13 protein-coding genes are annotated in these 16,449 nt (G+C 70.2%); 7 read left to right on the forward strand and 6 right to left on the reverse strand.

Annotation, left to right across the window (positions count from 1 at the left end; translation table 11 throughout):
• The first annotated feature begins 109 nt into the window (after positions 1-109).
• Positions 110-3,097, forward strand: a complete 2,988-nt coding sequence (locus tag OHT74_RS27035) for a bifunctional [glutamine synthetase] adenylyltransferase/[glutamine synthetase]-adenylyl-L-tyrosine phosphorylase (RefSeq protein WP_328621655.1) — start codon at positions 110-112, stop codon at positions 3,095-3,097.
• 127 nt (positions 3,098-3,224) lie between these two features.
• Here OHT74_RS27035 and OHT74_RS27040 read toward each other — a convergent pair whose 3' ends face one another.
• On the reverse strand, positions 3,225-4,454 hold the full coding sequence (locus OHT74_RS27040; protein WP_443047571.1) for an esterase/lipase family protein: 1,230 nt from the start codon (positions 4,452-4,454) through the stop codon (positions 3,225-3,227).
• A 196-nt stretch (positions 4,455-4,650) separates the two neighbouring features.
• Positions 4,651-5,508 (reverse strand): helix-turn-helix domain-containing protein, encoded by an 858-nt coding sequence (locus OHT74_RS27045; RefSeq protein WP_328621656.1) that lies wholly within the window; start codon positions 5,506-5,508, stop codon positions 4,651-4,653.
• A 378-nt stretch (positions 5,509-5,886) separates the two neighbouring features.
• On the opposite strand from OHT74_RS27045, the gene OHT74_RS27050 reads away from it, so the two are divergent.
• Both OHT74_RS27050 and OHT74_RS27055 read left to right on the forward strand, forming a co-directional pair.
• A complete protein-coding gene (locus OHT74_RS27050; protein WP_328621657.1) occupies positions 5,887-6,735 on the forward strand; it encodes a helix-turn-helix domain-containing protein in 849 nt (282 codons plus the stop codon).
• Entirely contained in the window at positions 6,732-6,989 is a 258-nt protein-coding gene (locus OHT74_RS27055) for a DUF397 domain-containing protein (protein WP_328621658.1), read from the forward strand. The genes OHT74_RS27050 and OHT74_RS27055 overlap by 4 nt, the downstream gene beginning before the upstream one ends.
• 132 nt (positions 6,990-7,121) lie before the next feature.
• On the opposite strand, the gene OHT74_RS27060 is transcribed toward OHT74_RS27055, so the two are convergent.
• Positions 7,122-7,598, reverse strand: coding sequence for a hypothetical protein (locus tag OHT74_RS27060; RefSeq protein WP_328621659.1), 477 nt, complete (start codon positions 7,596-7,598; stop codon positions 7,122-7,124).
• 172 nt (positions 7,599-7,770) lie between these two features.
• On the opposite strand from OHT74_RS27060, the gene OHT74_RS27065 reads away from it, so the two are divergent.
• Entirely contained in the window at positions 7,771-9,297 is a 1,527-nt protein-coding gene (locus OHT74_RS27065) for an IPT/TIG domain-containing protein (RefSeq protein WP_328621660.1), read from the forward strand.
• A gap of 24 nt (positions 9,298-9,321) precedes the next feature.
• Here the strand turns inward: OHT74_RS27065 and OHT74_RS27070 are convergent, their stop codons facing one another.
• From OHT74_RS27070 to OHT74_RS27080, 3 genes are all read right to left on the reverse strand, one after another.
• Positions 9,322-10,215 carry a phosphatase PAP2 family protein gene (locus tag OHT74_RS27070; RefSeq protein WP_266667602.1) on the reverse strand — a complete coding sequence of 298 codons (894 nt, stop codon included), beginning with the start codon at positions 10,213-10,215 and terminating at the stop codon, positions 9,322-9,324.
• Between the two features lie 68 nt (positions 10,216-10,283).
• Positions 10,284-11,330: a LacI family DNA-binding transcriptional regulator gene (locus OHT74_RS27075; RefSeq protein ID WP_266994092.1), complete on the reverse strand. Its 1,047-nt coding sequence runs from the start codon at positions 11,328-11,330 to the stop codon at positions 10,284-10,286.
• 26 nt (positions 11,331-11,356) lie between these two features.
• Complete coding sequence (locus tag OHT74_RS27080) at positions 11,357-12,985, reverse strand: glycoside hydrolase family 13 protein (RefSeq protein WP_328621661.1); 1,629 nt, start codon at positions 12,983-12,985, stop codon at positions 11,357-11,359.
• 222 nt (positions 12,986-13,207) lie between these two features.
• On the opposite strand from OHT74_RS27080, the gene OHT74_RS27085 reads away from it, so the two are divergent.
• Genes OHT74_RS27085 through OHT74_RS27095 form a run of 3 tightly spaced genes read left to right on the forward strand, consistent with a single transcriptional unit; the run spans position 13,208 to position 16,385 of the window.
• Positions 13,208-14,479: an extracellular solute-binding protein gene (locus tag OHT74_RS27085; RefSeq protein WP_266667606.1), complete on the forward strand. Its 1,272-nt coding sequence runs from the start codon at positions 13,208-13,210 to the stop codon at positions 14,477-14,479.
• Positions 14,480-14,487: 8 nt separating this feature from the next.
• A complete protein-coding gene (locus OHT74_RS27090) occupies positions 14,488-15,516 on the forward strand; it encodes a carbohydrate ABC transporter permease (RefSeq protein WP_053785089.1) in 1,029 nt (342 codons plus the stop codon).
• A complete protein-coding gene (locus tag OHT74_RS27095) occupies positions 15,513-16,385 on the forward strand; it encodes a sugar ABC transporter permease (protein ID WP_266667613.1) in 873 nt (290 codons plus the stop codon). Before OHT74_RS27090 ends, OHT74_RS27095 begins: the two co-directional genes overlap by 4 nt.
• Positions 16,386-16,449 lie beyond the last annotated feature (64 nt).

Genomic DNA, 16,449 nt, shown 5'->3' on the forward strand with positions numbered 1-16,449 from the left:
CGCCCCATGGTACGTGTCCACCCACGCCGGTGAGTCGAACGCCTGCTCCGGCTAGGCTCCTTCCAGGCACGCTTGGGCAGTGGCGGCGACGTACGCGGGAGGCGGCGGGATGACAGTCCCGGGACGCAGGAGCAGTACCTTCATCCGGCTGCTGCGCAGCGGCTTCACCGACCCCTCGGCCGCGGCCCGGCTGCTCGACTCCGAGGCGCTGGCCTCCGTACGCACCGACCCGGTGCTCCTCGACGCCCTCGGGGCCACCGCCGATCCGGATCTCGCCCTCCTCGGGCTGGTCCGGCTCGCCGAGGCGCAGAGCGACGACGAACGGCCCGTACTCCTCGACACCCTCGTCAGCGCCAAACCGCTCCGCGACCGCCTCCTCGGCGTGCTCGGCGCGTCCGAAGCGCTCGGCGACCACCTCGCCCGCCACCCCCGCGACTGGCACGCGCTCGTCACGTACGAGGCCGCCGACCTGCATCCCGGCCTCGCCGAGTTCGAGCACGGGCTGAGCCAGGCCCACGACCCCATCGCCCTGCGCGTGGCCTACCGCCGCTGCCTGCTCTCCATCGCCGCCCGCGACGTCTGCGGCACCATCGACGTCGCCCAGACCGCCGCCGAGCTCGCCGACCTCGCCACCGCAACCCTCCGCGCCGCCCTGCGGATCGCGTCCGCCGCCGCCCCCGACGACGCCGCCGCCTGCCGGCTCGCCGTCATCGCCATGGGCAAGTGCGGCGGCAACGAGCTGAACTACGTCTCCGACGTCGACGTCATCTTCGTCGGCGACGCGCCGAACGGAGCCGACGAGGCAAAGGCCGTCCAGGCCGCCACCCGCCTCGCCTCCCACCTCATGCGCATCTGCTCCGAGACCACCATCGAAGGCACCATCTGGCCCGTCGACGCCAACCTGCGCCCCGAAGGCCGCAACGGCCCCCTCGTCCGCACCCTGGCCTCCCACCTCGCCTACTACCAGCGCTGGGCCAAGACCTGGGAGTTCCAGGCCCTGCTCAAGGCCCGCGCCGTGGCCGGCGACCCGGACCTCGGCGCCCAGTACATCGACGCCATAACGCCCCTCGTCTGGCAGGCCGCCGAACGCGAGAACTTCGTCGCCGACGTCCAGAAGATGCGCCGCCGCGTCGTCGACAACATCCCCGCCTCGCAGGTCGACCGCGAGCTCAAGCTCGGCCCCGGCGGCCTGCGCGACGTCGAGTTCGCCGTCCAGCTGCTCCAGCTCGTCCACGGCCGCAGCGACGCCGGCCTGCACTCCGGCAGCACCCTCGACGCCCTGCACGCCCTCGCCGCCGGCGGCTACGTCGGCCGCGCCGACGCCGCCCAGCTGAACGACGCGTACCGCTTCCTGCGCGCCATGGAACACCGCATCCAGCTCTACCGGCTGCGCCGCACCCACCTCGTCCCCGAGGACGAGGCCGACCTGCGCCGCCTCGGCCGCTCCCTCGGCCTGCGCACCGAACCCGTCGCCGAGCTCAACAAGGCCTGGCGCCGGCACGCCTCCGTGGTCCGGCGCCTGCACGAGAAGCTCTTCTACCGGCCGCTGCTCGACGCCGTCGCCCAGCTCTCCCCCGGCGAGACCCGGCTCTCCCCGCGCGCCGCCGGCCAGCGCCTCGAAGCCCTCGGCTACGCCGACCCGGCCTCGGCCCTGCGCCACCTCGAAGCCCTCGCCTCCGGCGTCACCCGCAAGGCCGCCATCCAGCGCACCCTGCTCCCCGTCATGCTCGGCTGGTTCGCCGACTCCGCCGACCCGGACGCCGGCCTGCTGAACTTCCGCAAGGTCTCCGACGCCCTCGGCAAGACCCCCTGGTACCTGCGCCTGCTCCGCGACGAGGGCGCCGCCGCCGAGAACCTGGCCCGCGTCCTGTCCGCCGGCCGGCTCGCCCCCGACCTGCTGATGCGCGCCCCCGAGGCCGTCGCCCTGCTCGGCGACCCCGACGGGCTCGGACCCCGTACGCACGAGGCCCTGGAGCAGGAGGTGCTCGCCGCCGTCGGCCGCGCCGACAGCGCCGAAGCCGGCGTCGCCGCCGCCCGCGGGGTCCGCCGCCGCGAGCTGTTCCGCACCGCCGCCGCCGACATCATCCGCTCGTACGGTACGGAGGACAGCCCGGCCGAGGAGGACCCCGGCGCCCTCGTCGACCGGGTCGGCAACGCCGTCTCCGACCTCACCGCCGCGACCATCGCCGGAGCCCTGCGCGCCGCCGTCAGCGACCACTGGGGCGAGACCCTGCCCACCCGCTTCGCGATCATCGGTGTCGGCCGCTTCGGCGGCCACGAACTCGGCTACGGATCCGACGCCGACGTCCTGTTCGTCCACGAACCCCGCGAGGGCGTCGACGAACAGGAAGCCGCGAAAGCCGCCCAGGCCGTCATCGCCGAAATGCGCAGGCTGCTCCAACTCCCCACCGCCGACCCGCCGCTGCTCATCGACGCCGACCTGCGCCCCGAGGGCCGCTCCGGCCCGCTCGTACGCACCCTGTCCTCGTACGCCGCGTACTACCGGCGCTGGTCCCTGACCTGGGAGAGCCAGGCCCTGCTGCGCGCCCAATCCGTCGCGGGCGACGCCGAACTCGGCGCCCGCTTCATCGAGCTCATCGACCCGCTGCGCTACCCGGCGGAGGGCCTCGGCGAGGACGCCGTACGGGAGATCCGCCGCCTGAAGGCCCGCATGGAATCCGAGCGGCTGCCACGCGGCGCCGACCCGACCCTGCACACGAAGCTCGGCCGCGGCGGCCTCAGCGACGTCGAGTGGACCGTCCAGCTGATCCAGATGCAGCACGCCTGGTCGGAGCCCGGCCTGCGCACCACCCGTACCCGCGAGGCCCTGGCCGCCGCCCACGCGGCCGGGCTGATCCCGGCCGAGGAGGCGCAGATCCTGGACGAGGCCTGGGTGCTCGCCACCCGGGTCCGCAACGCGGTGATGCTGGTCCGCGGCCGGGCCGGGGACACCTTCCCGTCGGAGGCCCGCGAACTGGCGGCCGTGGGCCGCTACCTCGGCTACGCGGAGGGCACGGTCGGCGAGCTGCTCGACGACTACCGCCGCATCACGCGGCGCGCCCGGGCGGTCGTGGACGACCTGTTCTACGGGGCGTAGCGGTCCGGGGTCCCCGGACCGCTACGGCCCGGTGTCAGCGCGCCGCGAGGCCGCCCACCCCGGCGCAGAGGGATCCGGGGCGGGCGGCCGGCACACCGGTTGGATCAGCGGTGATGACGCCGCTTCGCTACGGAAGCCGCTCGATGATCCACTCGCACAGCTCCCGGGTGATCGCGGTGTGCGGGGTGGTGGACGAGGACCAGAAGAATTCGTCCAGCTCGCTTTCGTTCGGGTCGAGCGAAGCGACCTTCGCGTACAGGTCCTCCTGCTTGTCGATGTCGCGGATCGCCACCGCGCTGACGGTCGGGACGAAGCAGATGGACTCGTGCCGCAGGTCGACCTTGCCGCCCTTCGACACCAGCTCGTCCGCCACGATCTTGTAGGAGGCGAGGGTGCCGCCCGGTGCGCCGTCCAGCTCGGGGTATCCGCTGACGGTGACCGGCTTGGAGGCGGGCGGGAACAGCCGCTTCAGCTGGGCGACCGTGACGTTGTTGCCGGTGGCCTGGGTGTAGAAGGTCGTACCGGGGAAGGCGATCAGGCCGGTGCTCTTCAGCGCCATCTCGCCGGGCGGGATGCTGAGGCCCATGCCGTCGCCGGTGCCGTTGGCCACCGCGATCTTGCGGGGGATCATCGGCCAGTCGCCCATCCGGCGCAGGTCCTTCAGCAGCTCGGTGCGCAGCGGGTCGATCTCGTCCTTGTCGGTCTCGCTGTTGTAGTGGCGCCAGAGCAGCTGCCGGGCCGCCGGGCTGTTCATCTGCCGTGCGAAGTCGTTCGCCAGCGGGATGAAGTGCGCGAACGCCTGCAGGCCGATCGGGATCACGGCGCCGCGGTGCGGGGTGTCGTAGGAGAAGTACAGCGCGGTCTGGTGGTCCATCCGCTCCGTCTCCAGCTTGGCCAGCGCGTAGCGGGTGATCAGGCCGCCCATGCTGAAGCCGCCGACGGTCAGCCGGTCGTCACCGACGCGCTCCCCGATGGTCCGCTGGATCGCCGCCATCACGGTGTCGGCGTTCTCCTGGATCCGCGAGGTGCGCTCGTCGAACCCGACCAGGATCACGGTGCGCCCCTGCTTGCGCAGTTCGGTCAGGAACTTGTACTCCCCGCCGTCCAGGCCCTGGGCGAGCCACTGCAGATCGCTTCGGCCGAGGTTGAAGCCGTCGGCCATGATGATCGGCTTCTGGATGTGGCTGGTGCCCTCGCCGTAGTAGACCCAGGCGAAGCCGTTCGGCAGCTCCCACTCCGTGTCGCGCTGATGCACGGGAACCTGGACGGGCGGCTGCGAACTCAGCGGTGCCGCTGCGATCAGGCTTCCGCTGATCTGTTCCGCCTGGGCGTCCTTGCCGTTCTGGGCTGCGGGCACGGGTATCTCCTTACTGATTACGCGCACGGCTCGGCAGTCCGGCCAGGCCGGACGCGCGGCGGTGCGGGGTGATGAGTGATGCCGACTCATCATGTGTGCACGGAGCGTAATAGTCGATTACGCAGCGCGACATTCGCTCGTTAGGGGGGACCTTCGACGGCTGCGTTTGGATCGGCGTACGGGGAACGGTGTCGCGCTAAGCGGCGTCCGCCGACGGGGCGCAGTCCCGGCAGTGGCCGGGGGTGGGGGAGCGGAAGGCGCGGTCGCAGCCGTCGCACGTGCGGAGAGGGTGCACGTTGCGGTCCGGGGGTACGGGGCGCGCCGCGCCGGGGTCCGGCAGCCGGGGCGGGACCAGCTCCCGCAGGCGGTGGGTGAGGAGCCCCGCAGGGGAGTGGATCGGCGTCATCGGCAGTGTGCGGGTCAGGACGGCGGCGACGGCGCTCGGGGTCAGCCCGCGCTCCAGCCAGACGGCCGCGGCGGGCGCCAGCCGCACCGTGTCCCGCTCGGACAGCACCAGCCGTGGATCGCGAAGCCGCAGCCGGGCCAGCAACTCCCGGGCCTGGAGCTCGGCTTCGGAGACGGGCGGGGCGGGCTCGGGATCGGGGTCCGGGGCGGGCTCGGGATCCGGCTCGGGCTCGGGTTCCGGCTCGGGGGTCGGCTCCGGCTCGGGTCCGGAGCTGTGGACTCGCCGTTCAGGGGCCGTCTCCTCCGACATCGCGGGCGGGTTGTTGTACGAGACCGTGCGGGTCACCACACGCCCACTCGGAAGCCTCTCCTGGAACCGGGCCAGGTAGCCGCGGTCCTCCAGCTCGTGCAGGGCGGCGGCGATGCGGACTTCGCCCTCCGGGAAGCGTTCGGCGAGGGCCTTGATGGTGACCTTGGCGCCCGTCGGGAGCGACTGGATGTGCGTGGCCAGGCCGATCGCCGTCAGGCTCAGCTCCCGGTGCTGGGCGAGATGGTTGCCGATCTTGACGTAGCCGCGACGGTGATCGTGGTTGATGTGCCGGATGCCCGACGGGACGCGCGTGGGCGCGCTAAAGTGCTGATCAGCCATGGGAAGTTGCTGCTTCCTCTGTGGTCAGGCCCTCGGTCGGGATTGCAGTCCCGTACGAGGGCCGATTGCGTTTATGGGGTTGTCGGCAGTCAGAGTGCCCGTCGAATTGGCATATGCGCCAGCCGGATTGGACTGATTCACCCGACCGAGTGAGAGGGGGAGGGGGGAGGTGGGGAGAGGTTGTTTCCCCCGGTTATTGGTCTTTAGGCGTCGAGCGGTACCGGTCATTGATCCACCGGGTCGTGGAAACCTCGATCCGGTGAAATCGGACTCTCCGCAGCGGGGTCGGGGGAGACGAGGCGGATTTCCTGATTCACGTGACTCGGCGTGGCCACCCGTGCGTAGCCTGAACGGAGTTGCAGGCCAACGGAGGTGGCAGTGAGCGCAGAGGGCACCGACGAGTCGAGCTGGGCACTCGACCCGGAGGACGAATCCGGGGCGGTCGTAGCGGCGGTGGGACGCCAGTTGAAAATGTGGCGGGAGGCGGCCGGACTCGACCGATCCACTTTCGCTGAACGGATGGGCTACGGGGCGGACCTGACTCGCAAAATCGAGAGTGGCACCCGCATTCCGCGTCCGGAGTTCCTGGACAAGGCGGACGGGGTTCTCGGAGCGGGCGGAAAGATCGCCGCGATGAAGGTGGACGTCGAAAAGGCCCGCTACCCCAAGAAGGTTCGGGATCTGGCCAAGTTGGAATCCGAGGCCGTTGAACTCGGCGCCTACGCCAGCATCGTCGTACACGGGCTGCTACAGACGGAGGAGTACGTCCGTGCCCTCTACGGGCTGCGTCGACCTGCCTACCCCGACGAGGAGATCGAGCGCTTGGTAACGGCTCGCATGGCGCGTCAACAGGTTCTCGGCCAACCTACGGCCCCATTGCTGACAGTCGTGCAGGAGGAGGCAGTGCTTCGGCGGCCGGTCGGGGGCAAGATGGTGTTGCGGGGCCAACTGGAACGCCTACTGGAGGCTGGCAGTCTGCGGCACGTTGAGATCCAGGTCATGCCCACCGCCGTGGAGGAACACGCAGGGCTCGCAGGTTCACTCCAGTTGATGCGCCTCAAGGATGGGACGACCGTGGGACACAACGAAGGTCAGCTGGTCAGCCGCTTGATCACCGAGCCCAAAGATGTCCAGATCCTGGACATGCGCTATGGCATGATCCGGGCACAGGCTCTGACGCCTCGTGAATCGCTGACGTTCATTGAGAAGGTACTGGGGGAGACATGAGCATCAAGCCGTCGGGAGAGGGCGTCTCTGCACTGACGTGGGTCAAGAGCAGCTACAGCACCAATGACGGGCCTGAGTGCGTCGAGGTCGCCTGGACCAAGAGCAGCTACAGCACCGCCGACGGACCCGACTGCGTCGAGGTCGCCCGGACTCCCGGGACCGTCCTCGTCCGGGACTCCAAGCGTCCCGAGGCCGCCCGCCTGGCCGTCACCCCGGCCACCTGGCTCGGCTTCGTCACCTACGCGACCGCGTGAGAACACCGGGTTCGGCCGTCAAGGCGGTGTTCCGCTGCCGGCGGCCGGATCCGGAGTGCTGGGAAGTCGTCGTCACGGCCGTCTGCGATCGGGGCGACTCGGGGGGCCTCACCAATCCCCCTGCAACGCTCTTCAGGCCGGCCAGCCGACCTGCCCGCTGTCGACCTTGAGTACATCCGGAACCTCGGCTTCGTAGAACCTGAGGAATCCGACCCCGACCGCGCCGTCCCCGAGCAGGTGCGTGTCGTGAGCCCTTGTGGCCAGCCAGCAGAGCAGCTCACCGACCTTCTCGAACTCGTCCGGGTGGATCTCCTGACGGGACGTCAGCGACCAGCCCTTCCGCGCCAGGTCCGCGCGAGGGGCCAGTGCCGAGCAGAGCACACCACCCACCCGCCATGCCGCGCCCCGCCCGGCCAGCAGTGGACGGGGATCGTCCTCGATCACCGGGATCCCTGAGTCGTCCACCACCACGACCGGGAACTCGGTGACGATGGACAGGTGCTCCGGCTGGGGCCCGATCCCCAGATGCCAGCTCAGCTCGGCGAGCTCAGGCTCGGAGATCTCGTCCCGCAGGTCGACGGCAATCATCAGCTCATGGATGTCACTCACCCGGTGAACCCTATGGCCGGCCACCGACAAGGCGAGCGCGGCCGACAGCCAAGAGACACGCTCTAGCCCGAAGGCCTGAACCCATAGCTGACTTGCCGTCAGATTCTCTCCATGATCAGTAGGTTGGGGGCTACCTACGGCGGCTCGCTCGGGCGAGCACAAGGGAGTGGGCATGTCCAGCGAACAGCTCCAATCGACGGCGCCCTCGACGGCTGCCATGAAGGCCATGACGCTGGCCGCGATCGCGGCGACCGCGGCCACCCCGCGCCCATCGGGGGAGACACCGGTGGAGCAGATCAACCGGATCTTCATGGGAATCAACCAGCAGCTGGCCCAGCCCTTCCTCATGACCGGGGGCACCTGGGTACTGCAATGGGTCGGGCTGAGCGCGGACAACGCGAACATGGCGTACCTCGCGAAGAACACCGACGGCTCCAACGAGCTCGCCGTCGTCATCCGCGGCACGGTCGGCAACGTGACCGACCTCCTCGAGGACCTGGACGTCGGCACGGTGGTCCCGTTCACCGCCGTCGGATCGCCGAAGAACCCGGTCTCCGTCTCCAAGGGTGCGATGGAGGCGTTCACCCAGGTCATCAGTATGAGCACGGCGGGGGTCACCCTGGTGCAGGCGCTGGCCGCCGCGCTCGACCAGGCAGAGCCGGACCCGGCACTCTACGTGACCGGCCACAGCCTCGGCGGCTGTATCGCGACCATGGTCGGGCCCTACCTCCAGACGCAGTCCTGGCCCACCACCCCACAGTTCTCGCTCTACACCTTCGCCGCGCCCACCGCCGGCGGTCCGGACTTCGCGTCCTCCATCGACAACTCCTTCAAATGGGTCGCCAACGAGCGCCACCACAACTGCTACGACCTCGTGCCGCTGGCCTGGACCAGCCTCGACGACGCCAAGCAGTGGTACCCCGGTCCCGGCCCGGCGGCGGACGACGACGTCACCGCGGCCATCTCGGCGATCGCCGCCCTCCCCGGCCCCAACGCCTACGGGCAGCCGGGCGGCGACTGTCCGCTGAACGTCGTGCCCTATGGCAACCCCGGCAGCGTCTACGACCCGGACCTGGTCAAGAAGTCGCTCCAGGACTTCATGGGCCAGGCCGCCTTCCAGCACGCCAACGCCGTCTACCTGTACCTGCTCGGCGCGCCCGACCCGCCGTCGGGCCCGGTGGTGACCGGCATCAGCCCCAGCTCCGGCGGGGCGGCCACCGAGGTGACCATCACCGGCCGCGGCTTCGGCGCCGGCACCGCGGTCGACTTCGGCACGGTGCCGTGCTCCCAGTTCGACGTCAGTGATGACGGCGCCCAGATCACCGCCTACGCGCCTGAGGGCGTCGGCGTCGTCGCCGTCCGCGTCACCACCGTCCTGGGCACCTCCCCGGCCGTCCCGCTCGGCCAGTTCGCCTACGGCGGCCCTGCACCCGTGGTGGTCACCGGCATCAGCCCGGACAGCGGATGGACCGACAAGAAGGTCACCATCACCGGCGTGAACTTCGGCTCCGACGCACAGGTCTACTTCGGCGACAACGTCGCCCCGCCCGTCCAGCTGACGCCCCCCAACACGATCGTCGTCACCGCACCCGCGCCCACCATCGGTCCGGGCAAGCCCATGACCGTGAACGTGACCGTGCTGTCGCAGGGCTACTCGTCCCCCGCGAGCCCGGCGGACGAGTTCAGCTACACGACCTGACCCGGGAAGGCGGGCACACGTGCTCTAGGCGCGGGTGCGGAACCGGTTCAGCAAGGCGGCCGTCGCCGGGTGGGGGCCGGTGGCCTCCGGGTGGCGCGGCAGCCGGTGCGGCAGCGAGCCGTACCAGCTGCGCGAGACCGTGTAGCCGAACGCCAGGCAGAGCATGCCGCCCACGGCGTCCAGCCAGAAGTGGTTGGCGGTGGCCACGATCACCACGAGGGTCGCCGTCGGGTAGAGCAGGCCGAGGATCCGGGCCCAGGGGGCGGAGGCGACCGCGAAGATCGTCAGCCCGCACCAGAGCGACCACCCTATGTGCATGGAGGGCATCGCCGCGTACTGGTTCGACATGTGCTTGAGGTTGCCGGAGGCCATGGAGCCCCAGGTGTGGTGGACCAGCACGGTGTCGACGAAGCTCTGCCCGTTCATCAGCCGGGGCGGCGCGAGCGGGAAGAAGTAGTAGCCGACCAGGGCCACGCCCGTGGTGGCGAAGAGGACCATGCGCGTGGCCGCGTAGCGCCCCGGATGGAAGCGGTAGATCCAGACCAGGACGCCGATGGTCACGACGAAGTGGAGCGTGGCGTAGTAGTAGTTCATGCCGACGATGAGCCACGTGACCGAGTTGACCGCATGGTTGACCGACTGCTCCACGGCGATGCCGAGGGTGCGCTCGAGGTCCCACAGCCAGTCGGCGTTCGCGAGGGCGTCCGCCTTCTGCTCGGGCACCGCGTTGCGGATGAGCGAGTACGTCCAGTAACTGACCCCGATGAGCAGGATCTCGAACCAGATCCGGGGCCGGCGCGGGGCTCGCAACCGGGACAAATGGGTGCGCTGATCGCCCGGACGAGTCTGGCTCTCGGTCACCTCGGGTGACGAGACTTCCGTCCGGGTTTCCAGTGTCTTCACGCTCGATTCACCCATGGGGGAAGAGTCTGCCAGATGCGTTCTCGCCTTCGATCATCCCTCGGGAGGGTCTCCGGCGCAGCGGCTCACCCCTGGGGACGAGACGGTCCCCTACGTTGCTGCGGACCGGAGGCGGTGGATCCGCGGACCACCAGTTCGGGCAGGAAGACGAACTCGCTGTGCGGGGCCGGCGTACCGCCGATCTCCTCGAGGAGCGTGCGGACCGCGGCCTGCCCCATGGCCTGCACGGGCTGCCGGATGGTGGTGAGCGGCGGATCGGTGAACGCTATGAGCGGGGAGTCGTCGAAGCCGACGACCGAGACGTCCTGCGGCACCCGCAGCCCCTGCTGCCGGGCCGCCCGGATCGCCCCGAGCGCCATCATGTCGCTCGCGCACACGATGGCCGTGCAGCCGCGCGAGATGAGCGCGGCCGCGGCGGCCTGCCCGCCCTCCAGCGTGTAAAGGGAGTGCTGGATGAGCTCCTCGACCTCGGCCTCGTCGAGGCCGAGCCGCTCCTTCATCCCGAGCCGGAAGCCCTCGATCTTGCGCAGGACGGGCACGAACCGCTTGGGTCCGACCGCGAGCCCGATCCGGGTGTGCCCGAGCGCGGTCAGGTGGGTCACGGCGAGCTGCATCGCGGCGCGGTCGTCCGGGGAGACGAAGGGGGCCTGCACCTTGTCGGAGAACCCGTTGATGAGGACGTAAGGAACGCCCTGCCCGCGGAGTTGGTCGTAGCGGCCCATGTCGGCGGTGGTGTCGGCGTGCAGCCCGGAGACGAAGATGATGCCGGAGACCCCGCGGTCGACCAGCATCTCGGTGAGCTCGTCCTCGGTGGACCCGCCGGGCGTCTGCGTGGCCAGCACCGGCGTGTACCCCTGCCGGGTCAGAGCCTGGCCGATGACCTGCGCGAGCGCCGGGAAGATGGGGTTGTCCAGCTCGGGGGTTATCAGGCCGACGAGCCCCGCGCTGCGCTGGCGCAGCTTGACGGGGCGCTCGTAGCCGAGCACGTCGAGCGCGGCCAGCACGGACTCGCGGGTGCCTGCGGCCACACCGGGCTTGCCGTTGAGCACGCGGCTGACTGTGGCTTCGCTGACCCCCGCCTGGGCTGCGATGTCGGCTAGCCGTGCGGTCACGGGATTGGACTGTACCGGTCCCCGGCTCACAACGCCCACCACGTGCACGAATCCGGGGGCAGCAGCACGGTCCGGCCGTCCGTCTCCACCGGCGCGCTGGAGAGTACGGGGCGCCCCGGCGAGGGCAGCTCCAGCGGCTCGGACCGGCTGTTGAGGGTGCACGCGAAGCCGGGCCGGGTGAAGAGGAGGACGCCCGCGGGTGCGGACAGCCAGGTCAGCGGGCCCGCGTCGGGGGAGCCGAGGCCCGGCAGTGCGCGGCGCAGCTCCAGGGCGGCGCGGTACAGCTCGAGGGTGGAGTGGGGGTCGCCGGTCTGGGAGGCGACGCTCAGCGGGGCCCAGTCCGCGGGCTGCGGGAGCCAGCTGCCGGCCGGGCCGAAACCGTACGGGGGCCGCTCGCCGGACCAGGGCAGCGGGATCCGGCAGCCGTCGCGCAGTCCGTCCTGCCCGGCGGTGCGCAGGAAGGCGGGGTCCTGGCGTACGGCGTCGGGGAGGTCCGCGACCTCCGGCAGGCCGAGCTCCTCGCCCTGGTAGAGGTACGCCGACCCGGGCAGGGCGAGCATCAGCAGGGCGGCTGCCCGGGCCCGGGCCAGGCCCTGCGCGCCGCCGCCGTAGCGGGTGACATGGCGTACGACGTCGTGGTTGGACAGCACCCAGGTGGTGGGGGCGCCGACGGAGGCGGTGGCGGCCAGGGACTCGTCGATGACGGTCCGCATTGCCCGGGTGTCCCAGGGGCAGTTCAGGAAGCGGAAGTTGAAGGCCTGGTGCAGCTCGTCGGGCCGGACGTACAGGGCGAGCCGCTCGGAGGTCGGCGCCCAGGCCTCGGCGACGCCGATGCGCGGGCCCGGGTAGGAGTCGAGCAGCCGCCGCCAGGAGCGGTGGATCTCGTGGACGCCGTCCTGGTCGAAGAAGGGGAGCGGCTCGGTGCCGATCAGGGTGGCCTGGGCGCCGCGGCCGATGTCGGGCAGGCCGGAGGCCTTGACCATGCCGTGGGCGACGTCGATGCGGAAGCCGTCGACGCCGAGGTCGAGCCAGAAGCGCAGGACGGAGGCGAACTCCTCCGCGACCTCGGGGTGCTCCCAGTTCAGGTCGGGCTGCTCGGGCGCGAAGAGGTGCAGGTACCACGCGCCGTCCGGGGTCCGGCTCCAGCCGGGCCCCCCGAAGACGGACTCCCAGTCGTTGGGCGGCCGCTCCCCTCCGGGTCCGCGCCCGGGGCGGAAGTGGTACCGGGCCCGGGCCGGGCTGCCCGGCTCCGCGGCGAGGGCCTCCTGGAACCAGGCGTGCCGGTCGGAGGTGTGGTTGGGGACCACGTCCACGATGACCCGCAGCCCCAGCGCGTGGGCGGCCCGGACGAGCTCGTCGGCGTCGGAGAGGTCCCCGAAGAGCGGATCGACGGCCCGGTAGTCGGCGACGTCGTAGCCGCCGTCGGCCTGCGGGGAGACGTAGAAGGGGGTGAGCCACACGGCGTCGACCCCGAGCCGGGCCAGGTGGGGCAGGCGCGTGCGCACCCCGCGGAGGTCGCCGATGCCGTCGCCGTCGCTGTCCGCGAAGGACCGCACGTATACCTGGTAGATGACGGCATCGCGCCACCAGCCGACACTTTCGGTCGCCTTGCTGGAAGCGCTTGCAAGCCGGGATGCGGTCAGCTCATGGGTCATACCGGTGTCAACGCGGGTACATGCCCCCTGGTTGCGGGCCTGATGACCCGAAGGAAGTTCGAACAACCAGCAAGCCGCGGCAACCGTCAGGACACACGGATGTAACGATCAGCCCTGCTTGCAGAAAATTGCCGCAAGGTCTTTCGGTCGGCTTTCAGGCTTGTTACGTTCCCTGCAACTCGGGACCGCGAGGGAGCGGCCGGGATCATCGAAGGAGTTCATATGCGGCGTGGCATAGCGGCCACCGCGCTGGTCGCGACCCTGGCGCTCGCGGCGACGGCTTGCGGCGGTGACACCAAGGACGACAGCGGGACCAAGGCGGGCGGCGAGCTTTCCGGCACGGTCACGTGGTGGGACACCTCGAACGACGCCGAGAAGGCCAGCTTCCAGAAGATCGCCGAGGCGTTCACCGCGAAGCACCCGAAGGTCACCGTCAAGTACGTCAACGTCCCGTACGGCGACGCGCAGAACAAGGTCAAGAACGCCTTCAGCAGCGGTTCCGAAGCCCCTGACGTGATCCGTGCGGACGTCGGCTGGGTCGCCGACTTCGCCTCGCTCGGCTACCTCGACGAGGTCCCGGCCGAGACGGCCAAGAAGGTCGACGCCGAGTTCCTGCCCCAGGCCGCGGCCAGCGGCAAGTACGAGGGCAAGACCTACGCCGTCCCGCAGGTCATCGACACCCTCGGCCTCTTCTACAACAAGAAGATGCTCGCCGACGCCGGCGTCCAGCCCCCCAAGACGCTGGAAGAGGTGAAGACCGCCGCCGCGGCCATCAAGGCCAAGACCGGCAAGGCCGGCCTCTACCTGCGCGGCGACGACTCCTACTGGTTCCTCCCCCTCATCTACGGAGAGGGCGGCGACCTGGTCGACGCGAAGAACAAGACGGTCACCGTCGACAACGCGGCCGGCGTCAAGGCGTTCAAGACCGCCCGCGACCTGGTCACCTCGGGCGCGGCGATCACCAACGCCACCGACGGCTGGGTCAACATGCAGACCGCCTTCAAGTCGGGCGAAGCCGCGATGATGATCAACGGTCCGTGGGCCGTCGCCGACACCTACGCCGGTGACCAGTTCAAGGACAAGGCCAACCTCGGCGTCGCCGCCGTCCCGGCCGGCTCCGCCAAGGCCGGCGCCCCGCAGGGCGGCCACGACCTCGCCGTCTACGCCGGATCCAAGAACACCGCCGCGGCGCACGCCTTCGTCGACTACATGACCTCGCAGGAGGTCCAGGTGCAGTCGGCCAAGGAGCTCAGCCTGCTCCCGACGCGGACCGCGGCCTACGAGCAGCCCGACGTCAAGTCCAGCGAGATGGTCCAGTTCTTCAAGCCGGCGGTGGACAAGGCCGTCGAGCGCGCCTGGATCCCGGAGAACGGCTCCCTCTTCGAGCCGCTGAAGGTCGAATACACCAAGGCGATCACCGGGGCCTCGAGCCCGGAGGACGCGGCCAAGGCGGCCGGCGTCGAGTTCCGCAAGATCCTCAAGGGCTGGAAGTAGACAAGACGATGGCTGCTCACACCAGCCAGTCGGTGGCGAAGGCCGCGGGCAGCGACGGGGAAGACACCGTCGCCGCCCGCGGCCGGAGCCGCAGGACTGACAGCGCGAAGCGCGGTGGACTGGGGCGCGCCCTGGCCACCCACTGGTACGCCTGGGCCATGGTCGCCCCGGTGGTGCTCGTCCTCGGGGTGATCATCGGCTGGCCGCTCGTCCGCGGCATCTACCTGTCGCTGACCGACGCCAACGAGCGCAATGTCGCCCGTACCATCGGCGCCAACCACATCGAGGCCACGTACAAGTTCGTCGGCCTCGACAACTACGCGGACGTCCTGGCCGACCCGGTGTTCCTGCAGCGGCTGGTGTGGACGGTGATGTGGACCGTCCTGTGCGTGTCGATCACGTTCACGCTCGGACTGGCCCTCGCCAACATGCTCAACCGGGACTTCCGGGGCCGCGCCGCCTACCGGATGGCGCTCATCCTGCCCTGGGCCGTCCCCGGCTTCGTCTCCGTCTTCGCCTGGCGATTCCTGTTCAACCGCGACAGCGGCATCCTGAACAAGATCCTCGACGGTGGCGGCATCTCGGCCATCCCGTGGCTCGACGACCCGACGTGGGCGAAGTTCTCCGTCGTCGCCGTCAACGTCTGGCTCGGCGTCCCCTTCATGATGGTCGCCCTGCTCGGCGGGCTGCAGTCGATTCCGGGTGAGCTGTACGAGGCCGCCGAGATGGACGGCGCCACGGCCTGGCAGCGGTTCCGGCACATCACCCTGCCCGGGCTGCGCACGGTGAGCATGACCGTGATCCTGCTCTCCACCATCTGGACCTTCAACATGTTCCCGGTGATCTTCCTGCTGACGCGGGGCGGACCGGGCGACTCCACCGAGATCCTGGTGACCCAGGCGTTCCGGGAGGCCTTCGTGGCCAGCCCGCGCGACTTCGCGGGCTCGGCGACCTGGGGCGTGCTCATCCTCGCCCTGCTCATGATCTTCGCGCTGGTCTACCGGCGCTCGCTGCGCAAGCAGGGAGAGGTGTGGTGACCGTGACGACCGACACCGTGGCAACCGAGGTTTCCGTGCGCAAGCGGGGCGAGCGCTCCCCGCTCGCCTCCGCCGGACTGCACGTCACCCTGATCGTCGCGTCCGTGATCGCCGTCTTCCCGGTGCTGTGGGTCCTGCTGACCTCGATCAAGCCCGCGAAGCACGCCATCTCCACGGACTTCGTGAAGGAACCGACCCTCGAGAACTACCGCTACCTGGTGGAGTCGACCTCCTTCTTCACCTGGTTCGGCAACTCCGTGCTCGTCGCCGGCATCACCACCGTCCTCGGTGTGTTCATCGCCGCCACGACGGGCTACGCGGTCAGCCGGTTCAAGTTCCCCGGCATGAAGCCGCTGATGTGGACCCTGCTCATCACGCAGATGTTCCCGATGGCCATCCTCATCGTCCCGCTCTACAACCTCATGGGACAGCTGGGGCTGCTCAACCAGCCGCTCGGCCTGATCATCACGTACCTCACCATCGCGGTGCCGTTCTGCGCCTGGATGATGAAGGGCTTCTTCGACACCATCCCGGTCGAGATCGACGAATCGGGCCGCGTCGACGGGCTCAACCCCTTCGGCACCTTCTGGCGCCTCATCCTCCCGCTGGCCAAGCCCGGCCTCGCCGTCACCGGCTTCTACTCGTTCATCACCGCCTGGGGCGAAGTCGCGTACGCCTCCGCCTTCATGGTCGGCGACGAACACCTCACCCTCGCCGGAGGCCTGCAGACCTTCGTCACGCAGTACACCTCCAACTGGGGTGCGATGAGCGCCGCTTCGGTCCTCATCGCCATCCCCGCGGCCATCTTCTTCCTCTTCGCCCAGCGTCACCTCGTCGCCGGGATGACGGCAGGCGCGACCAAGGGCTGACGCCCCTCTCGCGACCCAGGGCTGACCCCCCTGCCTGCCCCCTCTCACCCCCGGCCCGATCTCT

Source organism: Streptomyces sp. NBC_00354 (assembly GCF_036106915.1).
In the GTDB taxonomy this organism is placed as follows: domain Bacteria; phylum Actinomycetota; class Actinomycetes; order Streptomycetales; family Streptomycetaceae; genus Streptomyces.

Coding starts and splice junctions, on each gene's coding strand:
- OHT74_RS27035 (WP_328621655.1), top strand. CDS start 110: ATGACAGTCCCGGGACGCAGGAGCAGTACCTTCATCCGGCTGCTGCGC.
- OHT74_RS27045 (WP_328621656.1), bottom strand. CDS start 5,508: ATGGCTGATCAGCACTTTAGCGCGCCCACGCGCGTCCCGTCGGGCATC.
- OHT74_RS27055 (WP_328621658.1), top strand. CDS start 6,732: ATGAGCATCAAGCCGTCGGGAGAGGGCGTCTCTGCACTGACGTGGGTC.
- OHT74_RS27065 (WP_328621660.1), top strand. CDS start 7,771: ATGTCCAGCGAACAGCTCCAATCGACGGCGCCCTCGACGGCTGCCATG.
- OHT74_RS27070 (WP_266667602.1), bottom strand. CDS start 10,215: ATGGGTGAATCGAGCGTGAAGACACTGGAAACCCGGACGGAAGTCTCG.
- OHT74_RS27080 (WP_328621661.1), bottom strand. CDS start 12,985: ATGACCCATGAGCTGACCGCATCCCGGCTTGCAAGCGCTTCCAGCAAG.
- OHT74_RS27085 (WP_266667606.1), top strand. CDS start 13,208: ATGCGGCGTGGCATAGCGGCCACCGCGCTGGTCGCGACCCTGGCGCTC.
- OHT74_RS27090 (WP_053785089.1), top strand. CDS start 14,488: ATGGCTGCTCACACCAGCCAGTCGGTGGCGAAGGCCGCGGGCAGCGAC.